This is a genomic window from Pseudodonghicola sp. (genome assembly GCF_048268305.1).
Lineage (GTDB): Bacteria > Pseudomonadota > Alphaproteobacteria > Rhodobacterales > Rhodobacteraceae > Pseudodonghicola.
The window spans coordinates 55,340-80,755 of sequence record NZ_JBLWVT010000005.1 but is presented as its reverse complement, the minus strand read 5'-3'; the positions used below and the strand labels follow the sequence as shown (position 1 = coordinate 80,755).

28 protein-coding genes and 1 tRNA gene are annotated in these 25,416 nt (G+C 64.5%); 4 read left to right on the top strand and 25 right to left on the bottom strand.

What is annotated here, in order from left to right:
• Positions 1-94 precede the first annotated feature (94 nt).
• The 4 genes from ACN0V4_RS10630 to ACN0V4_RS10615 form a co-directional block, all read right to left on the bottom strand.
• Entirely contained in the window at positions 95-712 is a 618-nt protein-coding gene (locus ACN0V4_RS10630) for a glutathione S-transferase family protein (RefSeq protein ID WP_417675840.1), read from the bottom strand.
• 79 nt (positions 713-791) lie between these two features.
• Positions 792-1,850: a 4-oxalomesaconate tautomerase gene (locus ACN0V4_RS10625; protein ID WP_417675838.1), complete on the bottom strand. Its 1,059-nt coding sequence runs from the start codon at positions 1,848-1,850 to the stop codon at positions 792-794.
• 93 nt (positions 1,851-1,943) lie between these two features.
• On the bottom strand, positions 1,944-2,639 hold the full coding sequence (locus ACN0V4_RS10620; RefSeq protein WP_417675836.1) for a 4-carboxy-4-hydroxy-2-oxoadipate aldolase/oxaloacetate decarboxylase: 696 nt from the start codon (positions 2,637-2,639) through the stop codon (positions 1,944-1,946).
• The gene (locus ACN0V4_RS10615) at positions 2,636-3,373 is read right to left on the bottom strand and encodes a PIG-L deacetylase family protein (protein ID WP_417675834.1); all 738 of its coding nucleotides are present in this window, start codon (positions 3,371-3,373) and stop codon (positions 2,636-2,638) included. The genes ACN0V4_RS10620 and ACN0V4_RS10615 overlap by 4 nt, the downstream gene beginning before the upstream one ends.
• A 305-nt stretch (positions 3,374-3,678) precedes the next feature.
• On the opposite strand from ACN0V4_RS10615, the gene ACN0V4_RS10610 reads away from it, so the two are divergent.
• Positions 3,679-4,431 (top strand): NAD(P)-binding domain-containing protein, encoded by a 753-nt coding sequence (locus ACN0V4_RS10610; protein WP_417675832.1) that lies wholly within the window; start codon positions 3,679-3,681, stop codon positions 4,429-4,431.
• A gap of 16 nt (positions 4,432-4,447) precedes the next feature.
• On the opposite strand, the gene ACN0V4_RS10605 is transcribed toward ACN0V4_RS10610, so the two are convergent.
• The 9 genes from ACN0V4_RS10605 to ACN0V4_RS10565 form a co-directional block, all read right to left on the bottom strand.
• Positions 4,448-5,335, bottom strand: a complete 888-nt coding sequence (locus tag ACN0V4_RS10605) for an alpha/beta hydrolase (RefSeq protein ID WP_417675830.1) — start codon at positions 5,333-5,335, stop codon at positions 4,448-4,450.
• Positions 5,322-6,023, bottom strand: coding sequence for an ABC transporter ATP-binding protein (locus ACN0V4_RS10600; protein WP_417675828.1), 702 nt, complete (start codon positions 6,021-6,023; stop codon positions 5,322-5,324). Before ACN0V4_RS10600 ends, ACN0V4_RS10605 begins: the two co-directional genes overlap by 14 nt.
• Positions 6,017-6,772 carry an ABC transporter ATP-binding protein gene (locus ACN0V4_RS10595; RefSeq protein WP_417675826.1) on the bottom strand — a complete coding sequence of 252 codons (756 nt, stop codon included), beginning with the start codon at positions 6,770-6,772 and terminating at the stop codon, positions 6,017-6,019. The genes ACN0V4_RS10600 and ACN0V4_RS10595 overlap by 7 nt, the downstream gene beginning before the upstream one ends.
• Entirely contained in the window at positions 6,769-7,740 is a 972-nt protein-coding gene (locus ACN0V4_RS10590; RefSeq protein ID WP_417675824.1) for a branched-chain amino acid ABC transporter permease, read from the bottom strand. Before ACN0V4_RS10590 ends, ACN0V4_RS10595 begins: the two co-directional genes overlap by 4 nt.
• Before the next feature lie 4 nt (positions 7,741-7,744).
• Entirely contained in the window at positions 7,745-8,659 is a 915-nt protein-coding gene (locus tag ACN0V4_RS10585) for a branched-chain amino acid ABC transporter permease (protein ID WP_417675822.1), read from the bottom strand.
• 98 nt (positions 8,660-8,757) lie between these two features.
• Positions 8,758-9,942 carry an ABC transporter substrate-binding protein gene (locus ACN0V4_RS10580; protein WP_417675820.1) on the bottom strand — a complete coding sequence of 395 codons (1,185 nt, stop codon included), beginning with the start codon at positions 9,940-9,942 and terminating at the stop codon, positions 8,758-8,760.
• Between the two features lie 158 nt (positions 9,943-10,100).
• Positions 10,101-10,649 carry a 3-hydroxyanthranilate 3,4-dioxygenase gene (locus tag ACN0V4_RS10575; RefSeq protein WP_417675818.1) on the bottom strand — a complete coding sequence of 183 codons (549 nt, stop codon included), beginning with the start codon at positions 10,647-10,649 and terminating at the stop codon, positions 10,101-10,103.
• 26 nt (positions 10,650-10,675) lie between these two features.
• The gene (locus ACN0V4_RS10570) at positions 10,676-11,632 is read right to left on the bottom strand and encodes a dihydrodipicolinate synthase family protein (protein WP_417675816.1); all 957 of its coding nucleotides are present in this window, start codon (positions 11,630-11,632) and stop codon (positions 10,676-10,678) included.
• A 2-nt stretch (positions 11,633-11,634) separates the two neighbouring features.
• Positions 11,635-13,872 (bottom strand): xanthine dehydrogenase family protein molybdopterin-binding subunit, encoded by a 2,238-nt coding sequence (locus tag ACN0V4_RS10565; protein WP_417675814.1) that lies wholly within the window; start codon positions 13,870-13,872, stop codon positions 11,635-11,637.
• A 104-nt stretch (positions 13,873-13,976) separates the two neighbouring features.
• Here ACN0V4_RS10565 and ACN0V4_RS10560 point away from each other — a divergent pair, with 104 nt between their 5' ends.
• Positions 13,977-14,894, top strand: coding sequence for a LysR family transcriptional regulator (locus ACN0V4_RS10560; protein ID WP_417675812.1), 918 nt, complete (start codon positions 13,977-13,979; stop codon positions 14,892-14,894).
• A gap of 107 nt (positions 14,895-15,001) precedes the next feature.
• Here the strand turns inward: ACN0V4_RS10560 and ACN0V4_RS10555 are convergent, their stop codons facing one another.
• Positions 15,002-15,238: a hypothetical protein gene (locus ACN0V4_RS10555; protein ID WP_417675810.1), complete on the bottom strand. Its 237-nt coding sequence runs from the start codon at positions 15,236-15,238 to the stop codon at positions 15,002-15,004.
• A 295-nt stretch (positions 15,239-15,533) separates the two neighbouring features.
• Here ACN0V4_RS10555 and ACN0V4_RS10550 point away from each other — a divergent pair, with 295 nt between their 5' ends.
• On the top strand, positions 15,534-15,893 hold the full coding sequence (locus tag ACN0V4_RS10550) for a DMT family protein (protein WP_417675808.1): 360 nt from the start codon (positions 15,534-15,536) through the stop codon (positions 15,891-15,893).
• Positions 15,894-15,972: 79 nt separating this feature from the next.
• Positions 15,973-16,049 (top strand) — tRNA-Arg (locus ACN0V4_RS10545).
• A 193-nt stretch (positions 16,050-16,242) separates the two neighbouring features.
• On the opposite strand, the gene ACN0V4_RS10540 is transcribed toward ACN0V4_RS10545, so the two are convergent.
• The 11 genes from ACN0V4_RS10540 to ACN0V4_RS10490 form a co-directional block, all read right to left on the bottom strand.
• Positions 16,243-16,599, bottom strand: coding sequence for a Rid family hydrolase (locus tag ACN0V4_RS10540; protein ID WP_417675806.1), 357 nt, complete (start codon positions 16,597-16,599; stop codon positions 16,243-16,245).
• 263 nt (positions 16,600-16,862) lie between these two features.
• Complete coding sequence (locus ACN0V4_RS10535) at positions 16,863-17,141, bottom strand: hypothetical protein (RefSeq protein WP_417675804.1); 279 nt, start codon at positions 17,139-17,141, stop codon at positions 16,863-16,865.
• A 154-nt stretch (positions 17,142-17,295) separates the two neighbouring features.
• On the bottom strand, positions 17,296-17,781 hold the full coding sequence (locus ACN0V4_RS10530) for a GNAT family N-acetyltransferase (RefSeq protein WP_417675802.1): 486 nt from the start codon (positions 17,779-17,781) through the stop codon (positions 17,296-17,298).
• Positions 17,782-17,974: 193 nt separating this feature from the next.
• A complete protein-coding gene (locus ACN0V4_RS10525) occupies positions 17,975-18,973 on the bottom strand; it encodes a Hint domain-containing protein (protein WP_417675800.1) in 999 nt (332 codons plus the stop codon).
• A gap of 296 nt (positions 18,974-19,269) precedes the next feature.
• Complete coding sequence (locus tag ACN0V4_RS10520) at positions 19,270-20,283, bottom strand: methyltransferase (RefSeq protein ID WP_417675798.1); 1,014 nt, start codon at positions 20,281-20,283, stop codon at positions 19,270-19,272.
• A 118-nt stretch (positions 20,284-20,401) separates the two neighbouring features.
• Positions 20,402-21,622, bottom strand: a complete 1,221-nt coding sequence (locus ACN0V4_RS10515; RefSeq protein WP_417675796.1) for a cysteine desulfurase — start codon at positions 21,620-21,622, stop codon at positions 20,402-20,404.
• On the bottom strand, positions 21,615-22,199 hold the full coding sequence (locus ACN0V4_RS10510) for a Yip1 family protein (protein WP_417675794.1): 585 nt from the start codon (positions 22,197-22,199) through the stop codon (positions 21,615-21,617). Before ACN0V4_RS10510 ends, ACN0V4_RS10515 begins: the two co-directional genes overlap by 8 nt.
• Complete coding sequence (locus ACN0V4_RS10505; RefSeq protein WP_417675792.1) at positions 22,196-22,681, bottom strand: YIP1 family protein; 486 nt, start codon at positions 22,679-22,681, stop codon at positions 22,196-22,198. The genes ACN0V4_RS10510 and ACN0V4_RS10505 overlap by 4 nt, the downstream gene beginning before the upstream one ends.
• Complete coding sequence (sufD, locus tag ACN0V4_RS10500) at positions 22,681-23,967, bottom strand: Fe-S cluster assembly protein SufD (protein WP_417675790.1); 1,287 nt, start codon at positions 23,965-23,967, stop codon at positions 22,681-22,683. The genes ACN0V4_RS10505 and sufD overlap by 1 nt, the downstream gene beginning before the upstream one ends.
• Positions 23,967-24,722 carry a Fe-S cluster assembly ATPase SufC gene (gene sufC / locus ACN0V4_RS10495; protein ID WP_417675788.1) on the bottom strand — a complete coding sequence of 252 codons (756 nt, stop codon included), beginning with the start codon at positions 24,720-24,722 and terminating at the stop codon, positions 23,967-23,969. The genes sufD and sufC overlap by 1 nt, the downstream gene beginning before the upstream one ends.
• 65 nt (positions 24,723-24,787) lie before the next feature.
• On the bottom strand, positions 24,788-25,390 hold the full coding sequence (locus tag ACN0V4_RS10490; RefSeq protein WP_417675786.1) for a hypothetical protein: 603 nt from the start codon (positions 25,388-25,390) through the stop codon (positions 24,788-24,790).
• Between the last annotated feature and the right edge of the window lie 26 nt (positions 25,391-25,416).

The following is a 25,416-nucleotide window of genomic DNA, read 5'->3' as shown; positions in this document are numbered from 1 at the left end:
GAGTCTCAAGGCGAAAGCGGGCCGGCCCGACGCCGGCCGGGTCTGGCCCGATCCCGGGCCCATAAAATGGATGTTTCGGTGAACGGCGGCGCGCTCAGGTCAAAGGCGTCATCACCGCCTTGCGAAAGGCGGGTCTGGCCTGAAGCCGGGCGTACCAGTCTTCCAGCGCTGGCAGCTCTGGCCGGTCGATCGGCAGCGAGAACCAGCCATAGGCGATCGGCCCCAGCGGGATATCCCCGATACCGAACTCCGCCCCCGACAGCCAGGGCGCTTCCCTCAACGCCTGATCGGCCATCGCCATCAGCCGCGCGCAGCCTGCCGCGCCAGCGTCGAGCGCCGCCATGTCGCGCCGGTCCGGGGCGCAGCGCACCAGGTTCCAGAACAGATCGCGAAACGGTCCGGCAAAGGACAGCGACGCCCAGTCCATCCATTTGTCGCCCACCGCCCAGAGCCGCGGATCGGCGGGCGCAAAGGGCTCCGCCCCATAGCGGCGGGCAAGGTAACGGACGATGGCGTTCGATTCCCACAGAACCAGCCCATCGTCTTCCAGACAGGGCACCAGGCCGTTGGGGTTCTTCGCCAGATACTCCGGAGTACCGACCACGCCAAAGGCGCCGCCGGCCGGGATCAGCTCGTACTCAAGCCCAAGCTCCTCGGCGCACCAGCGCACCTTGCGGACATTGGTGGAATTCTCGCGGCCCCAGATCTTCATGACGGTTCTCCTCATCAGCTTTCCCTCCGCCTTAGCCCCGTTTCGGGGCCGAGGCAAAGGGCACAAGGCCGTGAGCAGATCACCGCGGAAACACCAGCCCGTCCATCAGCTTGCGCGCAGTGCGCAAAATCGCCGCCTCGGCCACCAGGCCTTGCGCGTCGAGCCTCGCCACCACGGTCATTTCACCGGTCGGATGCTCGACCGCCAGCGACAGCTCGGCCCCCGTGCCGGTCTCCGCCAGCCCATGGGCGGGGGTGCCCTCGATCAGACAGGCGGTGGCGACGCTGACCGCGCCCAGAACACCGATCGCCTTGTGGCAGCGGTGCGGGATGAAGGTGCGGGTCGAGATCGCGCCGCCGTCGCGGGGCGCGCTGACCATGGTCATCTTCGGCACCGACTTGTCGGCAACATCGCCCAGATTCATCAACGGACCACAGGCCAGGCGGATCGCCTCCAGCCGGGCGCGCAGGCCCTCGTTGGCCTCCAGCTCCTCCGGGCTCTCCACGCCGGTGATCCCCATGTCCTCGGCCCGCATCACCACGCAGGGCATGCCGTTGTCGATCATGGTGACCTCGACGCCCTCGATCACATCCACCGCATTGCCGGTCGGCAACAGCGCGCCGCAGCTCGATCCGGCGGTATCGCGAAAGGCGATCGGCACCGCGGCCGAGGTGCCGGGCACCCCGTCGATCCGTGCCGCACCGCGATAGCTCACCAGGCCGCCCGGCGTCGCCACCCGGGCCACCGCGACCTGGCCGGTGTTCTCCATGAAGATCGTCACCGGCGTTTCGCCGTCCTGCGCCGCAACCAGCCCGCGCTCGATGGCGAAGGGGCCGATGCCGGCCAGGATATTGCCGCAATTCTGCGCGTCCGAAACCAGCGCGCGATCGACGAAGACCTGCAAGAACAGATAGTCGACATCGACGCCGTCGCGCTCGGATCGCTTGACCACCGCCACCTTCGAGGTCAGCGGATCGCCGCCGCCCATGCCGTCGATCTGACGCGGATCGGGGCTGCCCATGATCTCGAGCAGCGCCGCATCACGCGCCGCCCCCTCGCCGGGCAAATCCTCGGCCAGGAAATACCCGCCCTTCGAGGTGCCCCCCCGCATCCACATGCAGCGAATACCGTCACTCATCTCCACCCCCTGCTTCTTCTCGTTTGAAATACGGCGGGGGTGAATTGGCCGCAGGCCAAGAGGGGGCTGGCCCCCTCCCGCCCCCGCGCGGGATCAGATGTACTTCAGGCCCTTCTCGGCCAGCCGCTCCCGCATGCCATAGATGTCGAGCCCCAGTTCGCCCGCCGCCAGCCTCGCGCGCTTGGCGGTCTCGGCAGCCTCACGGGCGCGGGCCTTCTCGAGCACCGCCTCCGCCTCGTCGCGACGCACGACGCAGACGCCGTCGTCATCGGCGACGATCACATCGCCCGGGTTGATCAGCATGCCGGCGCAGATCAGGGGCACGTTGACCGATCCCAATGTCTCTTTCACCGTGCCTTGGGCGAAGACCGCCTTCGACCAGACCGGGAACTCCATCTCGCGCAGATCGCGCAGGTCGCGGACGCCGGCGTCGATGATCAGCCCCTTGACCCCGCGCGCCTGCGCCGAGGTGGCCAGAAGATCGCCGAAATAGCCGTCCTCGCAGGGGCTGGTCGGCGCCAGCACCAGGATATCGCCCGCCTGGCACTGCTCGATCGACACATGCACCATCCAGTTGTCGCCCGGCGGCGCCGAGATGGTGACGGCCGAGGCCGCCAGCCGAGTGCCCGACTGGATCGGCCGCATATAGCTGGCGAGCAGGCCCTTGCGACCCTGCGCCTCGTGCACGGTGGCGACACCGCAGGCCCCCAGCCCCGCGACCACCGCCGGATCGGCGCGGTCGATGTTCTGCACCACCACGCCCTTGGTGCCGACGCCGACCGGGCTCATGCCAGTTCGTCCACGGTTTGCGGGAAGATCGCCTGGAACCCCTCGGCATAGCGGCAATCGCGGCCGCCGGCCTGACCGCCGGAGTTGCGGCGGAAATGGTTGCCGCGGTTCTCGGCCACATTGGTGTAATATTTCCACAGGTGCTCCTGCCCCTGCATGCACTCGATGGCGGCGCGCTTCTTGTCCCACACCGGCGTGATGTCGAGGAAGACGTTCGGCTTCCATTCCATCTGTTCGGTCTGATGCGGCTCGAACAGATAGAGCTGCGGCGCCCCCAGAACCTTCTGCCCGGGATTGTGGCCCCAGGCCTGGGCGATCATCCGGCATTCCAGCGCGAACTGCGTGGTGTACATGTGATCCGTGTTATAGGGATCCCATTTCGAATGGCTCATCATCCACTTGGGCTGCACTTCGCGAATGATGTCGACCATGCGATATTTGGCATCGTCATCCAGCTTCAGCGGATAATCCCCCAGATCGAGGAAACGGATATCGCTGACGCCGAGCGCAGCGGCGGCATTCTCGGCCTCTTCCTTGCGGGCGGCCTTGACCTTGTCCAGGGTCATGCCTTCCTGCTTCCAGAGCTTGGCGCTTTCGCCCCGCTCCCCGAAGGACAGGCAGGCGACGGTCACCTCATAGCCCATTTGCTGGTGCAGCGCGATGGCGCCACCGCAGCGCCAGACGAAATCGGCGGCATGTGCGCTGATCACCAGCGCGGTTTTCTTCTGTGACATGGGGGCCCTCCCGGCAGGAATGTCTTGCGGTCTGGTTACGTCCGCCCCCGGCGCAAGGCCATTTCGTTTGCCGACCACCCTGATAAGATTTGGCTATAGCAGGCGCAGCAGCCGGCCGATCGGGCGGCTCCCCCCAGGGGCTCGCGGCCTGCTATGCAAGGAGCGTAACCCTGCTTTGCCATCGAGAAATCCAGGTTCCGCCAATAGGTTTCGCGGTGCTAGTGTCCCCGAGATTCAACCCTCGGCAGAGGCAGGCAGGCCCGACGGCCCATCCCCCGCGCGACAGGACAAGGAGACAGGACCGCATGTATCGGATCGGCTTTCTCGGCACCGGGCAGATCGCCGCGCCAATGGTCCGCTTCCTGGCCGGCACCGGCCATGACATCACCGTCTCGGACCGCAATGCCGATATCGCGGCGACGCTCGAATCCGGTCATGGGGTGATGGTGGCGCAGAACCAGCAGGTGATCGACCGCTCCGAGGTGGTGTTTCTCTGCCTGCGCCCTCATCTGGCCGCCGAGGTTCTGCAAGATCTCAGGTTTCGTCCCGGCCAGCACATCATCTCGGTGATGGCGGGCGTGTCGCTGGCAAAGCTCAGGACGCTGTGCGCCCCGGCCGAGGATATCACCATCACCATCCCGCTCGGGTTTCTGGAACAGGGCGGCTGCCCGCTGCCGGCCTATCCGTCGACCGATGTGCTCGACCGGCTGTTCGAGCCGGAAAACACCGTGTTCCAGGTGCCGGACGAACGCGCGCTGAACATGCATTTCGCCATCTGCGCCATGGTCTCCGGCCTGCTCGACCTGATGGCCACCGGGGCGGAATGGCTGGGGGACGAGACCGGGGAGCACGCGGAGGCGGAATTCTATACCACCCAGCTCTTTTCGGGATTCCTGGCGGCGATGACGCGCAAGCCCGGGGCGCTGGCGCGCAAGCGGGACTCGCTGGCGACCAAGGGCAGCATCAGCCTGCAGATGACCGAGGGGCTGCGCGACGGCGGGGCGCACGAGGTTCTGCTCCGGACGCTCGACGCGATCCGCGACCGGTTGAACGGTTGACCGCCTGAACGGCTGATCAGCGCCCGTTGGCGATCAGCCGCAGCAGCGCCTGCGACAGCGCGCTCTCCGGGTCGCAATAATCCAGGAGCACGTCGAAATGGTTGCGGTCGGCGATCTCCAGCACCTCGGCCATGCCGCCCGCCGCCGCCCAGGCCGCCGCATAGGCGCGCGAGTTCAGCGAAAAGCCCGAGGCCTCGTGTTGGGCATAGGCGGCGATCATCGGCGCATGCGGCTTGCCGATGGTGCGGATCGGGCTGAGATCGGCGATATCCTCGGCGCCGAGCCCGAGCCATTCCTGCGGAAAGGTGCGCGCGATCGGATCGAGATCGAACAGCCCGCTGATCGGCAGCCCGCCGGCGACGGCATCCGCCGGCAGATCGAACGCCGCCTGCCAGCCCGCCGACAGCAGCGTACCGGCCAGATGGCCGCCGGCAGAGCTGCCGGTGACATAGATGCGGTTGCGGTCGATGCCGTGGTTGGCGGCGTTTCGCCACACCCAGGCGAAGGCGGCGCGCATCTGGCGCACGATCTCGCGCAGGCTGGCCTTGGGGGCGAGCGTATAGTCGGGCACCACGCTGGCGATGCCCTGCCCGGCCAGCATCGGCGCCATCATCCGCGAGTCGAGCCGCGACAGCGCCCGCCAATAGCCGCCGTGGATGAAGATCACCGCCGGGCGCAGGTCGTCGCCCTGGCCGCCGGCGAAGACATCCAGCGCCTCGCCGCAATCGTCATAGACGATGCCGAGCGTGCCCGGTACGGTTTCGGCCGCGCGGTCCGAGACGGCGCGATACTGGTGGGTGATCGCCTCGAAGGTCTCGATGCTGACCGTGGCGCGCGCGTTATAGGCGCGGTCCAGCGCCGCCCCCGAAAGCTCTGCCGAAAGCGGCAGCTCAAAGCCCGACATAGCCCTGTACCTCCTCATGATCGCGGTCGAGATCGGCACCGTCGCCGCTCCAGACCGTGCGCCCTTTTTCCAGGATATAATGGCGATCCGCCAGCCGTTTCAGCACCGCCAGGTTCTTGTCGATCAGCAGGATCGACTGGCCCTCGGCCTTGAGCAATTCGACCACCCGCCAGATCTCGGCCCGGATCACCGGCGCCAACCCTTCCGTCGCCTCGTCGAGGATCAGCAGGCGCGGATTGGTCATCAACGCCCGGCCCACCGCCAGCATCTGCTGTTCGCCCCCCGACAGGGTGCCGGCCGACTGATCGGCGCGTTCGCGCATCCGCGGAAACAGCTCATAGACCCGCTCCAGCGTCCAGGGGTTGGGGCGCTTGCCGCGATTGGCGGCGGTGGCGATCAGGTTTTCGCGCACCGTGAGAGTGCGGAAGATCTGCCGTCCCTCGGGCACCAGCCCCGCGCCCAGCCGCGCCACCCGTTCCGGCGTCGCCCCGGTGATGGTCTGGCCGGCGAAGGTGACAGTGCCGCCCTTGGGGGCGAGCAACCCCATGATGGTGCGTATCGTCGTGGTCTTGCCCATGCCGTTGCGCCCCATCAGGGTGACCAGTTCGCCATCCCTGACTTCAAGCGAGACGTCGAACAGCACCTGGCTCTGACCATAGCCGGCCTGCAGATTGGTGACCGTCAGCACAGCTCGTCCTCCCCGCCCAGATAGGCTTCGCGCACGCGCGGATCGTTGCGGATCTGATCCGCCGTGCCGGTCATCAGGATCTGGCCGTAGACCAGCACTGAAATCCGGTCGGCCAGGGCAAAGACCGCGTCCATATCATGTTCGACCAGCAGCATGGAGACATGGCCGCGCAGGCTGTCGAGCAGGCCGATCATCTCCTGACTTTCGGCATGTCCCAGGCCAGCCATCGGTTCATCGAGCAGCAGCAGCCGCGGCTTTCCGGCCAGCGCCATCACCAGTTCAAGCTGCTTCTTCTCGCCATGGGACAGATCGGCCACCAATGTGTCTGCCCGGCTGGCAAGGCCGCTGTCGGCGATCCGCGCGTCGGCCTCGTCCCAGAGCGCGCGCCGCTTGGTGACGCGGTCCCAGATCCGCAGATTGCCGCCGTCGCGCGCCTGCACCGCGATGCCGACGTTCTGGCGGACGGTGAAATCCTCGAGCAGGCTGGTGATCTGGAAGGTGCGCCCCAGCCCCAGATGCACGCGGTCTTCCGGGCTGTCGTGGCTGATGTCGCGGCCGCCAAGCTGAATATGGCCGCTGTCGGAGGTCAGCTCGCCACAGAGCTGATTGATCAGCGTCGACTTGCCGGCGCCGTTCGGGCCGATCAGCGCGTGGATCTCGCCGGTCTTCACCTCGAGCGAGACATGGTCGGTCGCGATCAGCCCGCCGAAGCGTTTGACCAGGTTTTCGACATTGAGGATCGAAGTCATATGCGCCCCCCGAAGATGCGGTCGATCAGCGCCTTGATGCCACCCTGGGTGCCCAGCACCACCACCAGCAGCACGAGGCCAAGGATCAGCGGCCAATGTTCGGTCCAGGCGGCGAGGTAATTCTCCAGCGTCAGGAAGGCGACTGAGCCCAGGATCGGCCCCAGGAAGGTACCGACGCCGCCCAGGATCACCATGATCATCAGCTCGCCCGATTTGGTCCAATGCATGGTGTCGGGGCTGGCGAAGCGCAGCAGATTGGCCATCAGCCCGCCGGCCAGTCCGGCGCTCATCCCCGCCAGGACGAAACCATAGAGCTTGTAGCGATAGGTCGAGATGCCCATCGCCGCCATCCGCCGTTCGTTCTGCCGGATACCCGACAGCATGGTCCCGAAGGAGGAATTGATCACCCGCCAGAGCAGCAGGAAATAGAGCACCGCCACCCCATAGATGAAGTAATAGACCGTCGTCTTGTCCTTCATGTTGAGAAAGGGCACCTCGTTGGTGCGGCGCACGATGATGCCGTCCTCGCCGCCATAGGTCTTGAGCGAGACGAAGAGGAAGAAGATCATCTGCGCGAAGGCCAGCGTGATCATGATGAACTGCACGCCCGAGGTTCTGAGCGACAGCGCCCCGATGATCGCGGCCATGATCCCGGCGACCAGCATGGCGGCGGGGAGCGTCACCAGCATCTGGTCCGATCCCGGGATGATGCCCCAGAGCGGCTCGCCGCTGGCGTGATGGTGATAGAGGATACCGACGACATAGTTGCCGATGCCGAAAAAGGCCGCGTGTCCGAAGGAGACCATGCCGCCATAGCCGAGGATCAGGTTCAGACTGGCGGCGGCGATGGCATAGATCATGATCCGCGCGCCCATGGTGCGCAGTGCCGACTGGCCCAGCATGTCGGCCAGCACCGGCAACAGCAGGAAGGCCAGCAGCAGAAGCCCGGGCAGGATGAAACGCCTCATGCCGTCACCCTCCCACCGAGAAGAGGCCCTTGGGCCGGACCAGCAGGACAATCGCCATCAGCAGATAGATGCCCATCGAGGAAATGCCGAGCCCCAGCGCATCGGCCTCGGAAATTGGCATCAGACCGCGCAGCAGCCCGGGCAGGAAGGCCCGCAGGCAGGTGTCGATCACCCCCAGCCCGATGCCGGCGACGAAGGCGCCCTTGATCGAGCCGACACCGCCGATCACCACCACCACGAAGGTCGACAGCAGGATCTGTTCCCCCATACCGACCTGCACCGCCAGCAGCGGCCCGGTCATGAAGCCCGCCAGCCCTGCGAGCATCGCCCCCAGCCCGAAGACAAAGGTATAGAGCAGCCGGATGTCGACGCCGAGCGCGCGCACCATGTCGCGGTTGGTCGATCCGGCGCGCACCAGCATGCCGATGCGGGTATAGCTGATCAGCGCCCAGAGCCCGACCGCCACCAAGAGCCCCACCACGATGATCAGCAACCGGTAGGGCGGATAGGACAGCCCCGGGATCAGTTCGATGGAATTGGAAAACGCCTCGGGCAGCGCGGTATAGATCGGGGCACGCCCGAAGATCAGAACGATGATCTGGTTGAAGATCAGGATCAGCGCGAAGGTCGCCAGCACCTGATCGAGGTGATCGCGGGAATAGAGCCGTCGCACCACCGCCGCCTCGATCACGAAGCCGGTCAGCATGGCGGCGACCAGCGCGGCCGGTATCCCGGCCCAGAAGCTGCCCGTCTCGGTCGCGACCCAGGTGCCGGCGAAGGCACCCACCATATAGAGCGATCCGTGCGCCAGGTTGATCACCCCCATGATGCCGAAGATCAGGGTGAGCCCCGCAGCCAGCAGAAACAGCATCACGCCATACTGCAGCCCGTTCAGAAGTTGTTCGATGATGAGCGTCATTCAGCAGTCCCTGCCAGCAATCTCTGCACGTCTGACCCCCGCGCAGAGGCGCGGGGGTCCGGTCCGGACCGCGACGGGATCCGAACTGGTTGGGAAGATCACATCTTGCAGAGCGCGGAATAGCTGTCGCCGTAATCCTCGATCAGCAGATCCTTGGTGACGGTCATCGGATAGCCGAATTCGCCCATCTCGATATCCACCATGTACCAGTTCTGGATCGGATGCTGGTTCGGGCCGAACTTGAACTTGCCGCGCACCGAATGGAAATCGGCCTTGCGCAGCGCCTCGCGCAGGGCGTCAAGATCATCGACCCCACCGGTCTGCTTCAGCGCCGAGGCGATCAGCAGCGCAGTGTCATAGCTTTGGCTGGCGTAATAGGTGATCGGGCGATCGCCGTATTTGGCGCGCCAGGCGGCGACGAAGGTCTTGTTCGCCTCATTGTCGAAATCCCAGTTCCAATGCGCGGTGCCCTTGATGCCGATGGCGGCCTCGCCCACGGCCTTCAGGATCACCCCATCGGTGGCCGGCTCGGACAGGACCATCGGGATCTGGCCCAGCAGCCCGGCCTGCTGATACTGGCGCATGAAGGCGATACCCATGCCGCCCGGATGGAACTGGAACACCACCTCGGGATTGGCGGCGCGGATCTGGGCCATTTCGGCGGAATAGTCGGTCTGGCCAAGCTGGGTATAGATCTCGCCGGCGATCTCGCCGCCGAAGCCGTGCTTGAAGCCGGCGATGGCATCCTTGCCGGCCTGATAGTTCGGTGCCAGCACGAAGGCATTCTTATAGCCCATCTTCTTGGCGGCGACGCCGGTCGCCTCGTGCAGGGCGTCGTTCTGCCAGGCGACGGCAAAGTAATTCTCGTTGCAGTCCTTGCCCGCCATGTTCGAGGGCGCTGCGTTGGGGCTGATATAGATCGCGTCATTGTCGACCACATCGGGCACCGTGGCGCCGGCGATGTTCGAGAAGATGATGCCGGTCAGGATCTTGACGTTCTCGTCATTCATGAACTTTTCGGCGATCTGGCGGCCGTTGCCGGGCTTGAACCCGTCGTCCTCGACCAGCAGCTCGACCGGGACGCCGCCCAGCTTGCCGCCTTCCTGATCCATCGCCAGCTGGAAGGCATCGCGGATATCCTCGCCGATATAACCCGCAGCGCCGGACAGGGTGGTGATCATGCCGATCTTCACCGGCTCCTCGGCGCGTGCCGGTGCCGCGATGGCCAACGCCATCCCGGCCAGCAGGCCGGTAAGCGACCATTTGGTCCCGTTGCGTTTCATGGTGTTCCCTCTCTGTTGTCTATTGTTGTTCTGTCTTTTTTGTATTTTTGGCCCGGTATCCGGGAAGGAGTAAAGCCGAACCTCGGTCCTGGACATATATTTCTTCCCACCGGGGATCGCGCCGCAGTTTCAGGGGCGCTGCCGCCGCGAGACCGGGATCAAAGCTTGACCCAGCCCTCGGGCGGTTCCTTGCCCGGGTGCAGCGCGCCGCAGTTCGGGCAGGTGCGCGCCGCCTCATCGGCATAGAAGGCGGCATAGATCGGCGGCAGATCGTCGACGATCGATTCCAGATCGGTTTCCGACCGATGCACCAGGGCGTTGCAGTCGAAACAATACCATTCGATCGCGTCCAGTGCGCCTTCGGGCCGCGCCGGTTCGATCACCAACCCGATCGAGCCCTCCTGCGGCCGCTGCGGCGAATGGCGCATATGGGCGGGCAGCAGGAAGATGTCGCCCTCGCGGATCGGCACGTCATAGAATTCGCCGGTCTCGGTGTCGTGCAGCTTGAGCAGCATGTCGCCCTTGAGCTGATAGAAGAATTCCTCGACCGGATCGTCATGGTAATCGGTGCGCTTGTTCGGCCCGCCCACCACGGTGACCATCAGATCGGCATCCTTCCAGATCTGCTGGTTGCCCACCGGCGGTTTCAGCAGGTGCTTGTGCTCGTCGATCCATTTCTGGAAGTTGAATGCGGCCAGTCGTGACATTTCCTATCTCCCCTTGGGTGCCGCCCTCAGGCGGTTTTCAATCCGCAGCCCTCAAAGGCCGCCCGTGTCGCGCGTTTCTCGTCTTCGGTCAGCTCCAGCATCGGCGGGCGAACATGGCCACCGGTCTGGCCCAGCAGATCCTGCCAGTATTTCTGATGCGCATGGGGTTTTTCCGCCGGCCGGGTGTTTCTCAGCGCCGCCCGCACCGGGTCGAGGCTGTCGCGGATCCGTCGCGCCTGTTCCGCCTTCCCGGCGAAGGCGAGGTCGGTATAGTCGCGCATCCGCCGGTCCACGGCGGTCTGGATCAGATAGGGCGGCGACGAGCACAGGTAGAGATCCCAGCTCAGTTCCAGGATGTTGTCGAGCCATTCCTCCTCGGAGGCGGTGGAGACCTTGATGCGGTCGGACGCCAGCCGGGTCAGTTCGACATACATCTCGCGCGGGACGGAGTATTTGATCGCCACCACGGTTTCGATATCGGCCAGCCGGTTGCAGAGTTGCGGGCTCATCAGATAGCCGCTGTCGGGATGCGACCACAGCGCCATGCCGATATCGACCTTCTCGGCGATGGTCTCGTAATAGCGGATCAGGGTTTCATCCTGCGCCTTGAGGAAATGCAGCACCGGCGCATGCACGACGATGTAATCGGCACCGCAGGCCTGGGCATGTTTGGCCAGATCAATCACCACATCCATGTTCTGATCCGAACAGGACATGATCGTCTGCGCCCGGCCGCCGGCGGCATCGACCGCCATGTCGAAGCAGCGCTTGCGTTCATCGACCGACATCGAGAAGAATTCCCCCTGCTTGCCGGCGATGAAGAAACCGTCGATGCCGAGATCCTCGATCCAATGCTCCATATTGCCGCGAAAGCCACCCTCGTCGATGGCGCCATCCTCCTTGAAGGGCATCAGGGCGGCGGCCCAGATCCCCTTCATCGTGGCCATGGCGTGGGTCTTGGCGTCCTTGCGGGTGTATTTCATGATCAATCCTCGAGAGAATGCAGCGCCCGCCAGATGCGTTCGCTGGTCAGCGGCGGGTGAAGCTCGCGTCCCGAATGGGGCCCGAGCGCGTCCTGAATGGCGTTGACGACGGCGGGGGGGATGCCGATGCAGCCGGCCTCTCCCACCCCCTTGGCGCCGATTTCGTTCGCCGGGGAAGGCGTGGAGCGTTTTTCCAGCCGGATCTGGCGCGGCATGTCGCTGGCGCGTGGCACCGCGTAATCCATCAGCGAGCCGGTCAGGAGCTGACCCTCGGCGTCATAGACCACCCGCTCCATCAGCGCGTGCCCCAGCCCCTGTGCCATGCCGCCCAGAAGCTGGCCTTCGACCAGCAGCGGGTTGACGATGCGGCCGGCATCATCGACCCAGGTGATGCCTTCGACCGTGGGCACGCCGGTGTCGGGGTCGATGGCGACCTCGGCCAGAACGGCGCCGCTGGCCCAGGCCTCTCCCTTGGCGGTATAGGTCTCCTCCGCCGCGGCGGGCAGCCGCCCGGCTTGCGCCAGATCGGCGGCTAGCCGCGGCCAATCGACCAGCCGGTTGCCGAGCAGAAGCCCGCCGACGCCGGGCTGGACCTGTTCCAACTCGATCCCGGCCAGATCGGCCGCCGCCTGCCGCAGCGTCACCAAGAGCTTGCCGCAGGCCAGCAGCATGGCGCTGCCGCCGATGGCGGTGGACCGGCTGGCGAGCGCGCCGATGGCATTGGGCAGATGATCGGTATCGCCTTCTCCCACCTGCACCCGGTCGGGCGTGGTGAACAGGGTTTCGGCCACGATCTGGGCGACGGCGGTTTCACGCCCCTGCCCCTGCGCCGAAGACCCGGTATCGGCGCGAAAGCTGCCATCGGGGCAGAGTTCGACCTTGGCGGTTTCCCAGCCCATGCCGCAGGGTTCGATATAGAGCGCGAGGCCGAGGCCGCAGATCTCGCCCGCCGCGCGGCGTTCGGCCTGGCGGGCGCGCAGCGCGGCGTAATCCGTCACCTCCTCCAGCCGGTCGAGCAGCCCGGCGAGATCGCCGGAATCATAGATCTCTCCGGTGGGTGTCCTGTAGGGCATCGCCGAGGCCGGGATCAGGTTTCGACGCCGCAGCTCCAGCGGATCGAGATCAAGCGCGCGGGCGGCCTTGTCGGCCAGCCGCTCCATCAGCATCACCGCCTCGGGCCGGCCGGCGCCACGATAGATGCCGACCGGCGCCTGGGCGGTCGGGCGGACCGACAGGCGGATGTCGACATCCGGCACCAGATAGGGGCCGGGCAACATGCGGCCAGCGTTGCGCGGCGGCGCATAGGCCGAATAGGGCATCCAGGCGCCGGTCTGAAATTCCAGATCCGCCGTCAGCGCCAACATGCGGCCCTCGTCGTCCAGCGCCAGTTTCGCGGCGGTGGCGGCGCCGCGCCCCTGGGTGGCGGCGAGGAATTCGTCGCTGCGCTGCGCCGACCACTTGACCGGCGCCGACAGGGCGCGCGCGGCGAAACAGACCATCAGATCCTCGGGATAGATCGAGGCCTTGCCGCCAAAGGCGCCGCCCACATCGGGGGCGGTGACATGCACCCGGTCCATGTCGAGCCCCAGCACCCGGGCGATGTCGTCGCGCGCCCGGAACGGCGTCTGGGTCGACAGGAAGACCTCAAGCCGCGCGCCGTCGTATTGCGCCAGCGCCGCGCGCGGCTCCAAGGCCATCGGCGCGACCAGGGCATGATCCATCCGCGCCGGCACCCGCAGCGGCGCGGCTGACAAGATCGCCTCGGCCTTGCCCTGCTGCCAGCGGACGGTGGGGATCGGATCGGCGGTGCTCTCCTCCTCCTCGATCCCGGCCTGGATCAACTCGGCCGCGTCGCGCGCCAGCAACCGCGAGGTCGCCACCACCGCGGCGATCGGCTGGCCCAGATGCGACACCCGCGGGCCCGCCAGCACTGACAGGGGAATCTGCGCCGGTGCCCCTTCGATCAGCCTGTTGATGGCCGCCTCGCCGCAGATCTCCAGATCGTCGCGGCCGAAGACCGCGACCACCCCCTCGGCCTCGCGCGCATCGTCGAGCATCAGCTCGGTGATCGTGCCGCAAGCCACCGGGCTGCGGAAGAATTCGAGATAGAGACAGCCTTCGGGCTGGATATCATCGACAAAGCGGCCCCGGCCGGTGGTCAGCGCGATATCCTCGCGCCGCCGCATCGCGGCCCCGATCCAACACCTCGCTTCGGTCTGCATCTCCGGTTTGCCGTCCACCTGGCCGTCCCTGTCTGTTCTACGGTCAGGATGGGAGAGAAAATTTCATAGGGTAAGAAAGAAAGATTCTATAATTTGATAAGCCATAGATTATATGTGCACCTATGAAACTCACCCTCCGTCAGATCGAGCTTTTTCAGGCCGTGGTCGAACATGGCAATTTCAGCCGCGCGGCCGAACGGATGAACACCACCCAGCCGGCGCTGTCGCAGTCGGTGCGCGATCTTGAGGAGGTCGTCGGCGCGCGGCTGTTCGACCGCACCACCCGGCGGGTCGATCTGACCGAGGCCGGGCGCGCCTTCGCGGCCTCGGCGCTCAGCGGGCTGGGCGCGATCGAACGGGCCGTGGCGCAGGTACAGGACCTGAGCAATCTGCGCACCGGGCGGCTCAGGATCGCGGCGCCGCCGCTGCTGGCGGCAACGGCCCTGCCCCGGTTCATCCGTCGTGCCGCGCGGCAATTCCCGCATCTGCAAATCCAGATCGCCGATGTCGGCACCGACGGCATCCTCGACATGGTGCGGTCGGGCGGCGCCGATATCGGAATGGGCACCTTCCAGCCGAACGAGGACGGGCTGCATTCCACCAGCATCCTGCAGGACAGCCTGATGGCCTTCCTGCCCGAGGGGCATCCGCTGAGCGCACGTCAGGCGCTGACCTGGCGCGATCTTGAAAATCAGCCGATCGCCACGCTGACCCGGCAAAGCGGCATTCGTCTGCTGGTGGATGTCGGCTTTGAAAGCGCCCGGCTGCCGCTGCGCCCGGCCTTCGAGGCGCATCAGATCTTTACCCTCTTGGCGCTGGTTGAGGCGGGTCAGGCGCTGGCGGTCCTGCCGACCTATTCGCAGGCGGCGCTGCATGGGCGCGCCGTGGCGGTGCGACCGCTGGGCGAGCCGGCGATCTCGCGCGATATCTCGGTGATCCGGGCACGCGACCGATCCACCCCACCGGCGCTGCAAGCCTTGCTGCCCCTGCTGCGCAGCACGGTGCGCGAGATGGTCGATGGGATGGGTCAGGGGGAGTAAACCTCCCTCCGTTCACGCCCCCGCAGCCGAAACCGCGCGGAAAAGCCCGGGATGACCGGCGATCAATGATCCCGGTCCCCCCACATCCCGGGGCACTGGTGATGGGCCTACTTGGTTGCCGTCGTCGTGCTGCTGTCGTTGTCGTCGCTCAGCCCGATGCCGAGAAGGATGATCCCGGCCGCAATCCCCGCCGCCTGATCCTGCTTCAACCCGGTTTTGCCCAAAGGTCCGGGCGCCCGCTGTGTCGAGGCGGCCGGAAGCGTCTGCTTCGGTGCGGTCTGCGCCATCGCCGCCGGGCTCAGCCCCAAGGTCGCCAGGGACAATATTGCGATGAAACCTTTCATCTTGAACTCCTTATTTACACACACGTTTCTGCAACGCGCTTCGGTTAAAGAATGGTTAATATTTTGTGATGAATGGCACTGCGAAGCGTCGTCCGGGATTGGCGGCAAGTCGCCCAAGACTATCTGCCGTCTCGGCGGAGGGGTGCCGAACCGCCGCGACGACAGCATGCGACATGAGAGAAAGGGCAAAGGTCGTGGGCCGCCCGCATAGCCGCCGATTTGGCATTGACGACCTGACCGCTTTGGCGCTGAAACAGATCAACCGGGCGCGCTGCCCAGCTCAGGAAAACCGTTGATGTCCTCTTCCCTATGGCCGGTCATCGCGCCGGTGCTGCTGCTGTCGCTCTCCAACATCTTCATGACCACCGCCTGGTATTGGCACCTGAAGTTCCACAACCTGCCGCTCTGGTCGGTGGTGCTGATCAGTTGGGGATTCGCCTTCTTCGAATATTGGCTGGCGGTGCCGGCCAACCGCATCGGCTATGGCACCTGGTCTGCGGCCGAGCTGAAAACCATGCAAGAGGTGATCACCCTGATCGTCTTCAGCCTGTTCGCCTGGGGCTATCTGGGCGAAAAACTGACCTGGAATCACGCGCTCGGCTTCAGTTGCATCGCTCTGGGCGCCTATTTCATCTTCGCCAAACCGATCGGCTAGACGCGCACGACTTCGGGTGTCGGACCGCCGTTTTTGCGATTGCAGCCCCTGCCGCTTTGTCCTATACGCCGGGAACCAGGCACCCATAGCTCAGCTGGATAGAGCGCTGCCCTCCGAAGGCAGAGGCCATAGGTTCGAATCCTATTGGGTGCACCACTCTCCTGCAAATGCCATGACGCATAATGTTGCACATTTCGGTGGCTTTCGTGCACTCCCCCTGTCAAGGGCATTTTGCGCCGCTGCACTGTGGGGCGCAGGCTTTTACGCAGAATGGGCGTGAATCACGAAGATGACTTTCGTGCCCATTGTGGCGGAAGTCTCAAATGAGCCCTTCAAAACTCGGTGGGCGTCATTCGGATACCACTGCGTCGACTTCGATCTCAACAAGCCATTCGGGATTAACGAAACGGTCGATTGCCATGATCGTGTCAACAGGACGCGCATCGAGACAGTAGAGTTTTCGCGCCTCGATAGCGTCTTTCCAGTTTTCAATGTCCGTGAGGATGACTCGTGTTCTCACGATGTCCTGCAAACCGGAACCGGCTTGCTCAAGCGCAGCCTTGATGATCTCAAAGCACTGCTTTGTTTGCTGGAAGACATCCCCGACGCCCACGGTCTGGCCATCGGCGTCAACCGGCGCAGTGCCGCCGACCGCGATAAAGTTCCCCACTCGGACCGCGCGGCTGAACCCTACGATAGTCTCCATGGGGTTTCCGTTGGATATCAGTTGTCGCATTTGCCCCGTGATCTCCCCTCAACCAGATCTTTCACAGGCAGATTACCACATCGCTGCTCCCGAGTATTCATCCATGCGAACCGGTCAATGGCGGCTTTGTCCCGCTGAACCGCCATTCATGACGGCCATGGCCAATGTCTCCAAACATCCGATCTGTGCATGCTTGTGTGCACAGTGTGCAAGGTTATGCCGGTGTTGAAAGTCGATACGCAACTAAGTATATGTTTTATATATTATTTTTTCCTCATGGACAGGATCGAAACGGCCGAGTGTGCAAACTTATGCCTCATTGGCAGCAAATCAGATCGCGTGATCAGCGCCAGACCGCGGAAGGTCGGCATGTCCTTCGGCATCCGAGCCTGCATGATCTCACCATCGGCCAGCTTGACGTCGAGCACCCCGTTGAACAGCCGACTGAAAATGAAATCCAGGCCAGGGCGATGCCAGCCAGTGCTGTCGCCCCAGACCTTGAGCCGCCATTCCGTCATCTTGACGCGATCGGTCTCGATCATCAGCACCGCCCCGCCGGGGCCCCACATCGCAGACCCTCTTGCTGGTTTCGCCGCAGCCTGGAGCGATGGACGGAGACGAGACGCCCAGAAGCCAGGTGAGTTCCGGCCGGAGCGCCACCACGCGGCGGGCCTGCCGATCAAAGCATCATCCGCCTCAGGCCTCCAGACGATAGACAAACCGTGGCGGAAAGCTCGCCCGCCGTTCGAACCCCAACCCGGTATAGAATGCCTGCGCCGCCAGATTGTCGGGATCGGTGCCCACCATCACATAGCTGCAGCCCTGCCCCTGCGCCGCCGTCAGGCTGGCCCGGATCAGCGCCTGGCCGACGCCCTGGCCGCGCCCCTCGGCCTCGACGAAAAGATGATGCAGCTCAAGCCCGCGCCGACCGAAGTGAAACTGCGCGATGCCGAAGAGCCCGGCATAGCCGATCAGCCCGGTCTGCGCCTCGGCGACAAGGAGACAGATCAACGGCTCCGGCGCAAAGACATCGCGGGCGATATGGTCAGCCGTCAGACCGCAGTCATCGCCATGATGCGCCGCGAGCCGCCCCGCCATCCGTAGGATCGCCGGCGTATCGGCAGGCTCTGCGGCGCGGATCCGGCCGAAGGATGTGGGTTCGGGAGGGAAGTCGATTTTCATATCAAGGCTCCTGACCACCGCAGGAGCCCATGCACGACGCCACCCTGCGGCGGCATGTCATGAGAAAGGGATGCCGCGCTCAGATCAGGCGGCGATAATAGGTCACAAGGCTGGGAACAGTCTGGATCATGACGGCGATCAAGACCTCAGACCGCCCGCCCTGTCAAGCCCGCTGGACCAAGCCGAGGGTTCCTCAGGCGGGAACCCTCATCGCCAGGGGTTTGAAGGCCGTCGGGCGCTGCGCCAACCGGCGAGCCCAGGCCGCGCACTTCCCGAAATGCCGCGCCCGGCGGGGCGGCAGCGGGAACAGCCCGCGCAACAGCAGCACATCGACCGGCCGCAGCCGCTTCATCGCTTCGGCGCCGGGATAGAAGCTTTCCACCGCCATCCCTTCGGCAAAGACGATCTCATGCCGCGGGAAGACCAGATTGAAATACGACACGTCGCCGATGGCGGGCTGGCACGACACACCCGGCCGCGCCAATTGCGCCTTGGCCGCGACCAGACATTGCCGCGTCGTTCCAGCATGCAGCAGCCGGTGCTGCGGCGAACAGCGCAGGTCATGCAGCGGCAAGCCCGCCCCGAGGCTGCCCTTCGGCATCACGATCGGCGCCAGATTCTCTTTACCGGCGCAGAGTTCGACATGGCTGGAAATCAGCCTCGTCAGCGGCTGCGGGCCATTGTCCAGCGTCAGCACCAGATCACCGGGACGCAGGCTTTCGATCGGCCGCAGGCCATCGCGCGTTGCGATCCGGGTTCCCGGCAGGAAACAGGCAACGGCGGCGTTGATCATATCCTCGAAATCGAGATTGCCATCGTTGTCGCCCTGAGCGGGATCACCGTTTTCGTCTTCGGCGGAATAAGTAAGATGGCTCGGATCCTGGGGCAGGTTGCCGTTCAGATCATAGAGCAGATAGCCCGACGATCCGCGCAGCATGATATATTCGTCGCCCGCCCCCAGCCCGCCGACGATGTCATGCTCCGGGATCAGTTGTTCATAGCCCGGGACCGCCGACCAGCCACCGTTCCCCGTGGCGGGGTCGCCGTCCGGATCCGCGGCCGCATCATAGACTTCCAGCCGCCACATCTGGCCGTTCCCGAACTCGGTCGCGGTGGTGTTGACGTTCTGATACCAGACCAACCGATAGCTGTCCGAGGCCGTGCCGAGCGCCTGGACATCATAAAGCTCCATGGCGAATCCCGGCTGGCCAGGGTTGCTCGTCTGCCCGTAGGATCCGACTGAGGCGAGCATATCACCATGCACGGGGATTGGATCAGTATAAGTCGCGGACATAGCAAAACACCTCGATACCATCTTGCAGACGGTGCACAGATTAAAGGCACGTTAACCTTTTCGAGGGCTCAATATCGGACTCTGGCATGCAAGTTCCATTGTGATTGACTGCATAGCCGTTATGATTTCGCGCCCGAGACGCCTTGCACGCCTTGCTTCAAGGTGATTCTTGCAGGCCTTTGATTCCAGGTGATTTATGTTGGTCTTTCGGCGCTTGCCAGCATGGTCATCTCGGGGATCATCACGCTGACGTCAATGTCCGTGAACCCGGCTTTCGCCAGTGCGGTCTTCAGCCAACCCTCGTCCAGCGACCGCGCGCGCGGGGTGAAGGCGGTGTGCTGCAGCTGCCAGAGCGCGGCGAGCTTCGGGCCGGTGCGGTCCTCGTGCACCACGAAGTCATGCAGCAGGAAGCGGCCGCCCGGAGCCAAATGATGACGCGCCTGCGCGATCAACCCATCGTGTGTTTCCCCCGGCACGCCGGAGAAAAGATAGGACATCAGCACCACATCCTGTCCACCCGGCCAGTCGGTGTCCAGCGCGTCGCCCTCGACATAGGTGATCCGGTCCGACAGCCCCGCCTTGGCAACATAGTCCCGCCCCAGTTCGGCGACATTGGGAAAATCGACGATGGTAGCGGTGAGATCGGGGAAGGCCTTGCAAAGCGTGATGGCAAAGGCGCCAGTGCCGCCACCGACATCCAGCAGGGTTTTCGCCCCCGACAGGTCGATCCGACGCGCCAATTGCCGCGCCGGGCCCAGCGATCCCGAATGCTGGCTGGCGGAATAGAGCCGCGCCTCCTCCGGGTCGGAAAACCACTCGGCATAGGAGGCGGTCGCCTCCTCGGGCAGCCTGTCCCGCAGCGCGTCATCGATCTGGTCCAAGAGCCCGTACATCTGCTGACCCACCTGCAGCCGCAGGTAATCGCCGAAGTCGTATTTCGCCCCCTTGACCAGAAAGCTTTCGGCGGCCGGCGAATTGGCGAACCGGCCATCCTGCACCTCGACCAGCCCCAGCCCGGCCAAAGCGGTCATCAGGGTTTCGGTGCGCGCCTCGTCCAGCGGGCAGGTCTCGGCCAGTTCGGCGCAGCTTTGCGGACCATCGGAGAGATGGGTGAAAACCCCTGCCCCCAGCGCCGCGAACAGCGCCTTCGATCCCATGAACCCAAAGGCGATATCGGAAATCTGCTCGGCTTCGGTCAATACGGTCATCGGCTCCCCCTGCTGCTGTGTCAGGGGAAGCCTAGCCGCATTGCGGCGAAATTACCAATAACGACACCAGAATGTCGCTTTCCGACCGCTCCAAATCTCGAAAGCGGTCAGGAAACGGTCAGGCGAACAGCTCTCGTGCCAGTTCCAGCGCCTCGATCAGCCGGTCGATCTCTTCCGTCGTGTTGTAAAGCCCGAAGGAGGCCCGACAGGTGGCGGTGACGCCCAGATGCTCCATCAGCGGCCCGGCGCAATGATGTCCCGCGCGCACCGCCACCCCCTTCTTGTCGAGGATGGTCGAGATATCATGCGGATGCGCCGGCCCCTCCATGGTGAAGGAGAAGATCGCCGCCTTGCCCGGCGCCTGCCCCTGCACCTTGAGCCAGTTCAGCTTGGCGAATTGCGCCTGGGCATAATCGCGCAAGCCCGCCTCATGCGCGGCGATATTCGCCATGCCGAGGCCCATCATGTATTCCAGCGCCACGCCAAGGCCGATGGTCTGCACGATGCCCGGCGTGCCGGCCTCGAACTTCAGCGGCGGGTCGGCATAGATGACATGATCCTTGGTCACTTCGCGGATCATGTCGCCACCGCCGAGGAAGGGGCGCATTTCCGCCATCCGCTCGGCCTTGACATAGATCGCGCCGGAGCCCGAGGGACCATAGAGCTTGTGGCCGGTGATGGCATAGAAATCGCAGCCGATGTCCTGCACGTCGACCGGCATATGCACCGCGCCCTGGCTGCCGTCGACCAGCACCGGCACGCCCTTGGCGTGGGCGCCTTGGGTGATCGCCTTCACATCCACCACCGTGCCCAGCACATTGGAACAATGGGTCACCGCCACCAGTTTGGTCTTTGGCCCGATGGCATCGATCACCGCCTGCGGGTCGAGCGATCCGTCCGGCGCGGTATCCACCCATTTCAGCACCACGCCTTGCCGTTCGCGCAGGAAATGCCAGGGCACGATATTGGCGTGGTGTTCCATCACGCTCAGCACGATCTCGTCGCCCGCCTGCAGCCGCGGCGCCGCCCAGGCGTAGGAGACCATGTTGATCCCCTCGGTGGTGCCGGAGTTGAAGATGATCTCGTCCTCATGCCCCGCATTCAGGAACCGGGCGACGATGCCGCGCACCGCCTCGTATTTCTCGGTCGCGAGGTTCGACAGGAAATGCAGCCCCCGGTGCACGTTGGCATATTCCATCGAATAGGCCCGGGTGATCGCGTCGATCACCACCTGCGGCTTCTGCGCCGAGGCGCCGTTGTCGAGATAGGTCAGCGGCTTGCCATTCACCTCGCGGGCGAGGATCGGGAAATCGGCGCGGATTTTCTGCACGTCATACATTGAGAGAGTCTCCCGGCAGTATCCCCCCGATCAAGGCGAGGAGAAGGATCATCAGGACCGTCATGACCACGATCGACAGCAGCATCGCCCCCGCGGCCCGGCCCAGAGAATTGAAGTGGAACACCTGATTGAGGAAATGAACGGTGATATAAAGCCCGATGAACATGGCGGCAAAGACAGCCGCCACCCCCAGCGCCGGCGACAGGATGCCCAGGACCAGAACGATCACCTGCACCGCCATGCGCAGCACCTGCAGCCAGGTGACCGCGACCAGCAGATCCTCGAACCGGCCTTGCCCGCCCAGCACGCGCCCCGCCAGATAGAAGGAGAACAGCGTCGCCAGCAAGCTGGCCGCCATGATCCCCAGATAGAGAAATGGCGATCCCAGGGCATTGAATGCCGCCGAACCGGAGACCATGGCGGACAGCGTATAGATCACCGTGTTCAGAACCGCCGTCAGCGCCAGCGCCAGCCAGAGCACATCGCGCCGCAGACCCAGCGCCATCAGCCGCCGCGCCGCCTCGGCCGGGTCGGTCAGCGACAGGGTAACCAGATCGCCCCAATAGCTTTTGTTCACAGCCGGGTCCTTTCCGCCTGCCAGAGGCCCGAGAGCCAGAACCACAGAAAAACCGCCAGCCAGATCAGCCCCACCGCGTCGCGCCCCGGTCCCGGGCCGATCAGCCCCGCCACCAACCCGTGCAGCAGCAACAGCGGCGTCGAGGCGAGCAGCGCCCAGAACAGCGCCAGCCGCGCCCCGTACCAGCCGCCCCGCCCGCCGAAGAGCCGCGCGATGACATGGCTGAAGGCGGCGAGGATATAGAACAGCAAGGGCGCGATGATCACCCAGGCCAGCAGGCTGCCACCCAGGATCGGGTTCAACTCCTGTCCGGTCAGATGCGCCTCGCGCGCCAGTCGGGGCAATTGCGCGACGAAGACCAGCACGCAGCCCGCCATCAGGATGGCCAGCGCGCGATCCTCGCGCTGACCGGCGGTCAGCAGGCGCGCAACCACCCGCCCCGGCCCCCGGTAGGAGGCCAGGATATCCGTGGTCACCGCCATCAGCCGTGCCGCATCAGCCAGCCGCGCAGACGCTGCAGCAGATCCTCGGACAGGCGCGGATCCTCGATCTCGTCCAACGCCTCGGCCAGGAAGGCCAGGGTCAGCAGGCTGACCGCCTCACGTTCGGGCACGCCGCGCGAGCGCAGATAGAACAGCCCCTCCTCATCGATCGCGCCAGAGGTGGAGCCATGCGAACAGGCGACATCGTCGGCATAGATCTCAAGCTCGGGCTTGGCGAGGAACTGGCTGTCCCCATCCAGCAAAAGCGACTGGCTGATCTGATAACCGTCGGTCTTCTGCGCGCCGGGCTTGACCAGGATCTTGCCCTGGAACACGCCGACCGCGCCGTTCTTCAGCACCTTCTTGAACACCTGCCGGCTTTCGCAGCCGACCGCGTCATGGGTGATGAAGACGGTGTCGTCATGGTGGAAATCGCCATCACCGACACAGGCGCCAGCGACATGGGCCACCGCGTTGTCGCCGGTGAATTCCACCACCTGCTCGTTCCGGGTCATCACCCCGTTCACCGTCAGGGTGAAGGACTTGTAGACCGCATCGGCACCAAGACGGGCGAACATATGGGTCACCGCGCGGCGCTCATGATCGCGGCCCTGGGCCCGGACGTGGTGCAGCTTGCCACCATCGGCGATATCGACCTCCGTACACTTGTTGAACCGTGCCGCCGCCGGGCCGTTTTCCAGCAGCGTCAGCTCGGCCCCCGCTTCGACCCGGATCAGGTGATGCAGCATCACGTCGGAGGTTTCCGAGCGGTGCTTGTAGACGATGCTGATCGGCCTTTCAGGGCTGCCGGTGACATGGATCACCAACCCGTCGGTGGCGAAGGCACTGTTCAGCGCCGCCAGCGGACGCGCCACCGGAACCTGACCATTTGCTTCAAGAACGCCATACAAGTCCTTGGCCCAATGGATATCCTTATCGCAGATATCCGCAATCCGCTCGATCACCACACCGTCCATCGCCAGATCGTCGGAGGCCTCGGGATCGAAGACGCCATCAACAAAGACGATCTTCAGCCGATCCACCGCATCGAACATCGGGCCTTCGTCATTGACGAAGACGGTGGCCGGCACCGGCGCCGGCTGGGTCAGCGTGTCGGGGCGGGTGAATTTCCAGTATTCGTCACGCCGCTGCGGCAAGCCCATCTGCCGCAGCCGGGCCAGCGCCGCCTTGCGGGGCGCGGCCAGACAGCCGGTCTCAGACAGGGTCAGCCCGGCAATCCGCGCCTCGACCGCCTGCAGGGCCTTCGGGTCGGGAAGCGCGGTCATCACATCACCTCGCTCAGGATATCGGCATAGCCATTGGTCTCGACCTCAAGCGCCAGCTCGGGGCCACCGGTCTTGATGATCCGGCCCTTGGCCATGATATGCACCACATCAGGTTTGATATGGTCCAGAAGCCGTTGATAATGCGTGATAACCACGAAACCGCGCTTGCCGTCGCGCAACGCGTTCACGCCCTCAGACACCAGTTTCATCGCATCCACGTCAAGACCAGAGTCGGTCTCGTCCAGAATGCACATCTTGGGTTCCAGCATGGCCATCTGCAGGATCTCGTTGCGCTTCTTCTCACCGCCCGAGAAGCCGACGTTGACCGGCCGCTTCAGCATGTCGGCGTCGATTTTCAGCGCCTTGGCGCGTTCCCGCACGATCTTGAGGAAATCGCTGGCGCTCAGCTCCTCTTCGCCGCGGGCCTTGCGCTGCGCGTTCACCGCGGTGCGCAGAAAGGTCATGTTGCCGACACCGGGGATTTCGACCGGATATTGGAAGGCCAGGAACAGGCCGGCGGCGGCGCGCTGCTCAGGCTCCATTGCCAGCAGGTCGACACCATCGAGCGTCGCCGATCCCTCGGTCACCTCATAGCCGCCACGACCGGAAAGCACATAGGAGAGCGTCGACTTGCCCGACCCGTTCGGGCCCATGATGGCATGCACCGATCCGGGCTCGATCGTCAGATCGACGCCTTTGAGAATTTCCTTACCTTCTTCTTCAAGTCGCGCATGCAGGTTTTTGATTTCCAGCATTTTTTCCTCTTTCTTATCCTTCTGTCCCCGATCGTCGGGGCGATGTTCCTATGTCTTGCCTGGCGTCAGGGCCGGGTCATGTACTTGATGACCTGCAGCAGCCGGTCGGGTGGGATGGGCGTCGGCACCACCTCGAAGGCGGCCATCCGGCCGATGATCGTCGGCGATCCCAGAAATTCCTCTACCCGTGCGAACCAGCTTCGCTTGGTATAATCGTCAAACAGCAGCGTCACCGGTCGGGTGATCGAAAAGGCCGTGGCCAGGGCGCACCCGGTGCGAAAGCGGCCATCGACCAGCACCACATCGGGATGCCGAAACTCCTTTTTCCGCCATATCTTAAGGGGATACTCGGGGAACTTGCGCCATTCGCTATCGTCCTTGGGATGGCCCCAATCCTCGGTCTTGCCGATATCGCTCCAATGGATATCGACGCTCGTGCCCTCGGCCGGCGGGTTGGCGGCGAACCAGCCCTTCATCATCCGCGCCCATTTCCGATCGCTTTCGACCGAGGTGACATGTTTGCCCGCCATCTCGGCTGCCAGTACGGTCGAGCCGCCCGAACCATATTCCAGAATGACCCCGGCCTGCGCATAGGCCATGCGCAACGCCTCGGCCTCGGGGGCCGGCAGGGTCAGGATCGGACGGTCGATATGGGCGGGCGCCGCCATCACGATCACTCAGCCCTGCACTGCCT

Excerpts from the sequence above, each read along its gene's own strand:
- ACN0V4_RS10605 (WP_417675830.1), bottom strand. The coding sequence starts at position 5,335 with ATGTCGGGCTTTGAGCTGCCGCTTTCGGCAGAGCTTTCGGGGGCGGCG.
- ACN0V4_RS10625 (WP_417675838.1), bottom strand. The coding sequence starts at position 1,850 with ATGAGTGACGGTATTCGCTGCATGTGGATGCGGGGGGGCACCTCGAAG.
- ACN0V4_RS10560 (WP_417675812.1), top strand. The coding sequence starts at position 13,977 with ATGAAACTCACCCTCCGTCAGATCGAGCTTTTTCAGGCCGTGGTCGAA.
- ACN0V4_RS10630 (WP_417675840.1), bottom strand. The coding sequence starts at position 712 with ATGAAGATCTGGGGCCGCGAGAATTCCACCAATGTCCGCAAGGTGCGC.
- ACN0V4_RS10590 (WP_417675824.1), bottom strand. The coding sequence starts at position 7,740 with ATGAGGCGTTTCATCCTGCCCGGGCTTCTGCTGCTGGCCTTCCTGCTG.
- ACN0V4_RS10615 (WP_417675834.1), bottom strand. The coding sequence starts at position 3,373 with ATGTCACAGAAGAAAACCGCGCTGGTGATCAGCGCACATGCCGCCGAT.
- ACN0V4_RS10575 (WP_417675818.1), bottom strand. The coding sequence starts at position 10,649 with ATGTCACGACTGGCCGCATTCAACTTCCAGAAATGGATCGACGAGCAC.
- ACN0V4_RS10555 (WP_417675810.1), bottom strand. The coding sequence starts at position 15,238 with ATGAAAGGTTTCATCGCAATATTGTCCCTGGCGACCTTGGGGCTGAGC.
- sufD (WP_417675790.1), bottom strand. The coding sequence starts at position 23,967 with ATGACCGCGCTTCCCGACCCGAAGGCCCTGCAGGCGGTCGAGGCGCGG.
- ACN0V4_RS10535 (WP_417675804.1), bottom strand. The coding sequence starts at position 17,141 with ATGATCGAGACCGATCGCGTCAAGATGACGGAATGGCGGCTCAAGGTC.
- ACN0V4_RS10595 (WP_417675826.1), bottom strand. The coding sequence starts at position 6,772 with ATGACTTCGATCCTCAATGTCGAAAACCTGGTCAAACGCTTCGGCGGG.
- ACN0V4_RS10520 (WP_417675798.1), bottom strand. The coding sequence starts at position 20,283 with ATGACCGTATTGACCGAAGCCGAGCAGATTTCCGATATCGCCTTTGGG.
- ACN0V4_RS10490 (WP_417675786.1), bottom strand. The coding sequence starts at position 25,390 with ATGGCGGCGCCCGCCCATATCGACCGTCCGATCCTGACCCTGCCGGCC.
- sufC (WP_417675788.1), bottom strand. The coding sequence starts at position 24,722 with ATGCTGGAAATCAAAAACCTGCATGCGCGACTTGAAGAAGAAGGTAAG.
- ACN0V4_RS10570 (WP_417675816.1), bottom strand. The coding sequence starts at position 11,632 with ATGAAATACACCCGCAAGGACGCCAAGACCCACGCCATGGCCACGATG.
- ACN0V4_RS10540 (WP_417675806.1), bottom strand. The coding sequence starts at position 16,599 with ATGGAGACTATCGTAGGGTTCAGCCGCGCGGTCCGAGTGGGGAACTTT.
- ACN0V4_RS10580 (WP_417675820.1), bottom strand. The coding sequence starts at position 9,942 with ATGAAACGCAACGGGACCAAATGGTCGCTTACCGGCCTGCTGGCCGGG.
- ACN0V4_RS10515 (WP_417675796.1), bottom strand. The coding sequence starts at position 21,622 with ATGTATGACGTGCAGAAAATCCGCGCCGATTTCCCGATCCTCGCCCGC.
- ACN0V4_RS10610 (WP_417675832.1), top strand. The coding sequence starts at position 3,679 with ATGTATCGGATCGGCTTTCTCGGCACCGGGCAGATCGCCGCGCCAATG.
- ACN0V4_RS10530 (WP_417675802.1), bottom strand. The coding sequence starts at position 17,781 with ATGAAAATCGACTTCCCTCCCGAACCCACATCCTTCGGCCGGATCCGC.
- ACN0V4_RS10525 (WP_417675800.1), bottom strand. The coding sequence starts at position 18,973 with ATGGAGCTTTATGATGTCCAGGCGCTCGGCACGGCCTCGGACAGCTAT.
- ACN0V4_RS10620 (WP_417675836.1), bottom strand. The coding sequence starts at position 2,639 with ATGAGCCCGGTCGGCGTCGGCACCAAGGGCGTGGTGGTGCAGAACATC.
- ACN0V4_RS10505 (WP_417675792.1), bottom strand. The coding sequence starts at position 22,681 with ATGGCGGTGACCACGGATATCCTGGCCTCCTACCGGGGGCCGGGGCGG.
- ACN0V4_RS10550 (WP_417675808.1), top strand. The coding sequence starts at position 15,534 with ATGTCCTCTTCCCTATGGCCGGTCATCGCGCCGGTGCTGCTGCTGTCG.
- ACN0V4_RS10585 (WP_417675822.1), bottom strand. The coding sequence starts at position 8,659 with ATGACGCTCATCATCGAACAACTTCTGAACGGGCTGCAGTATGGCGTG.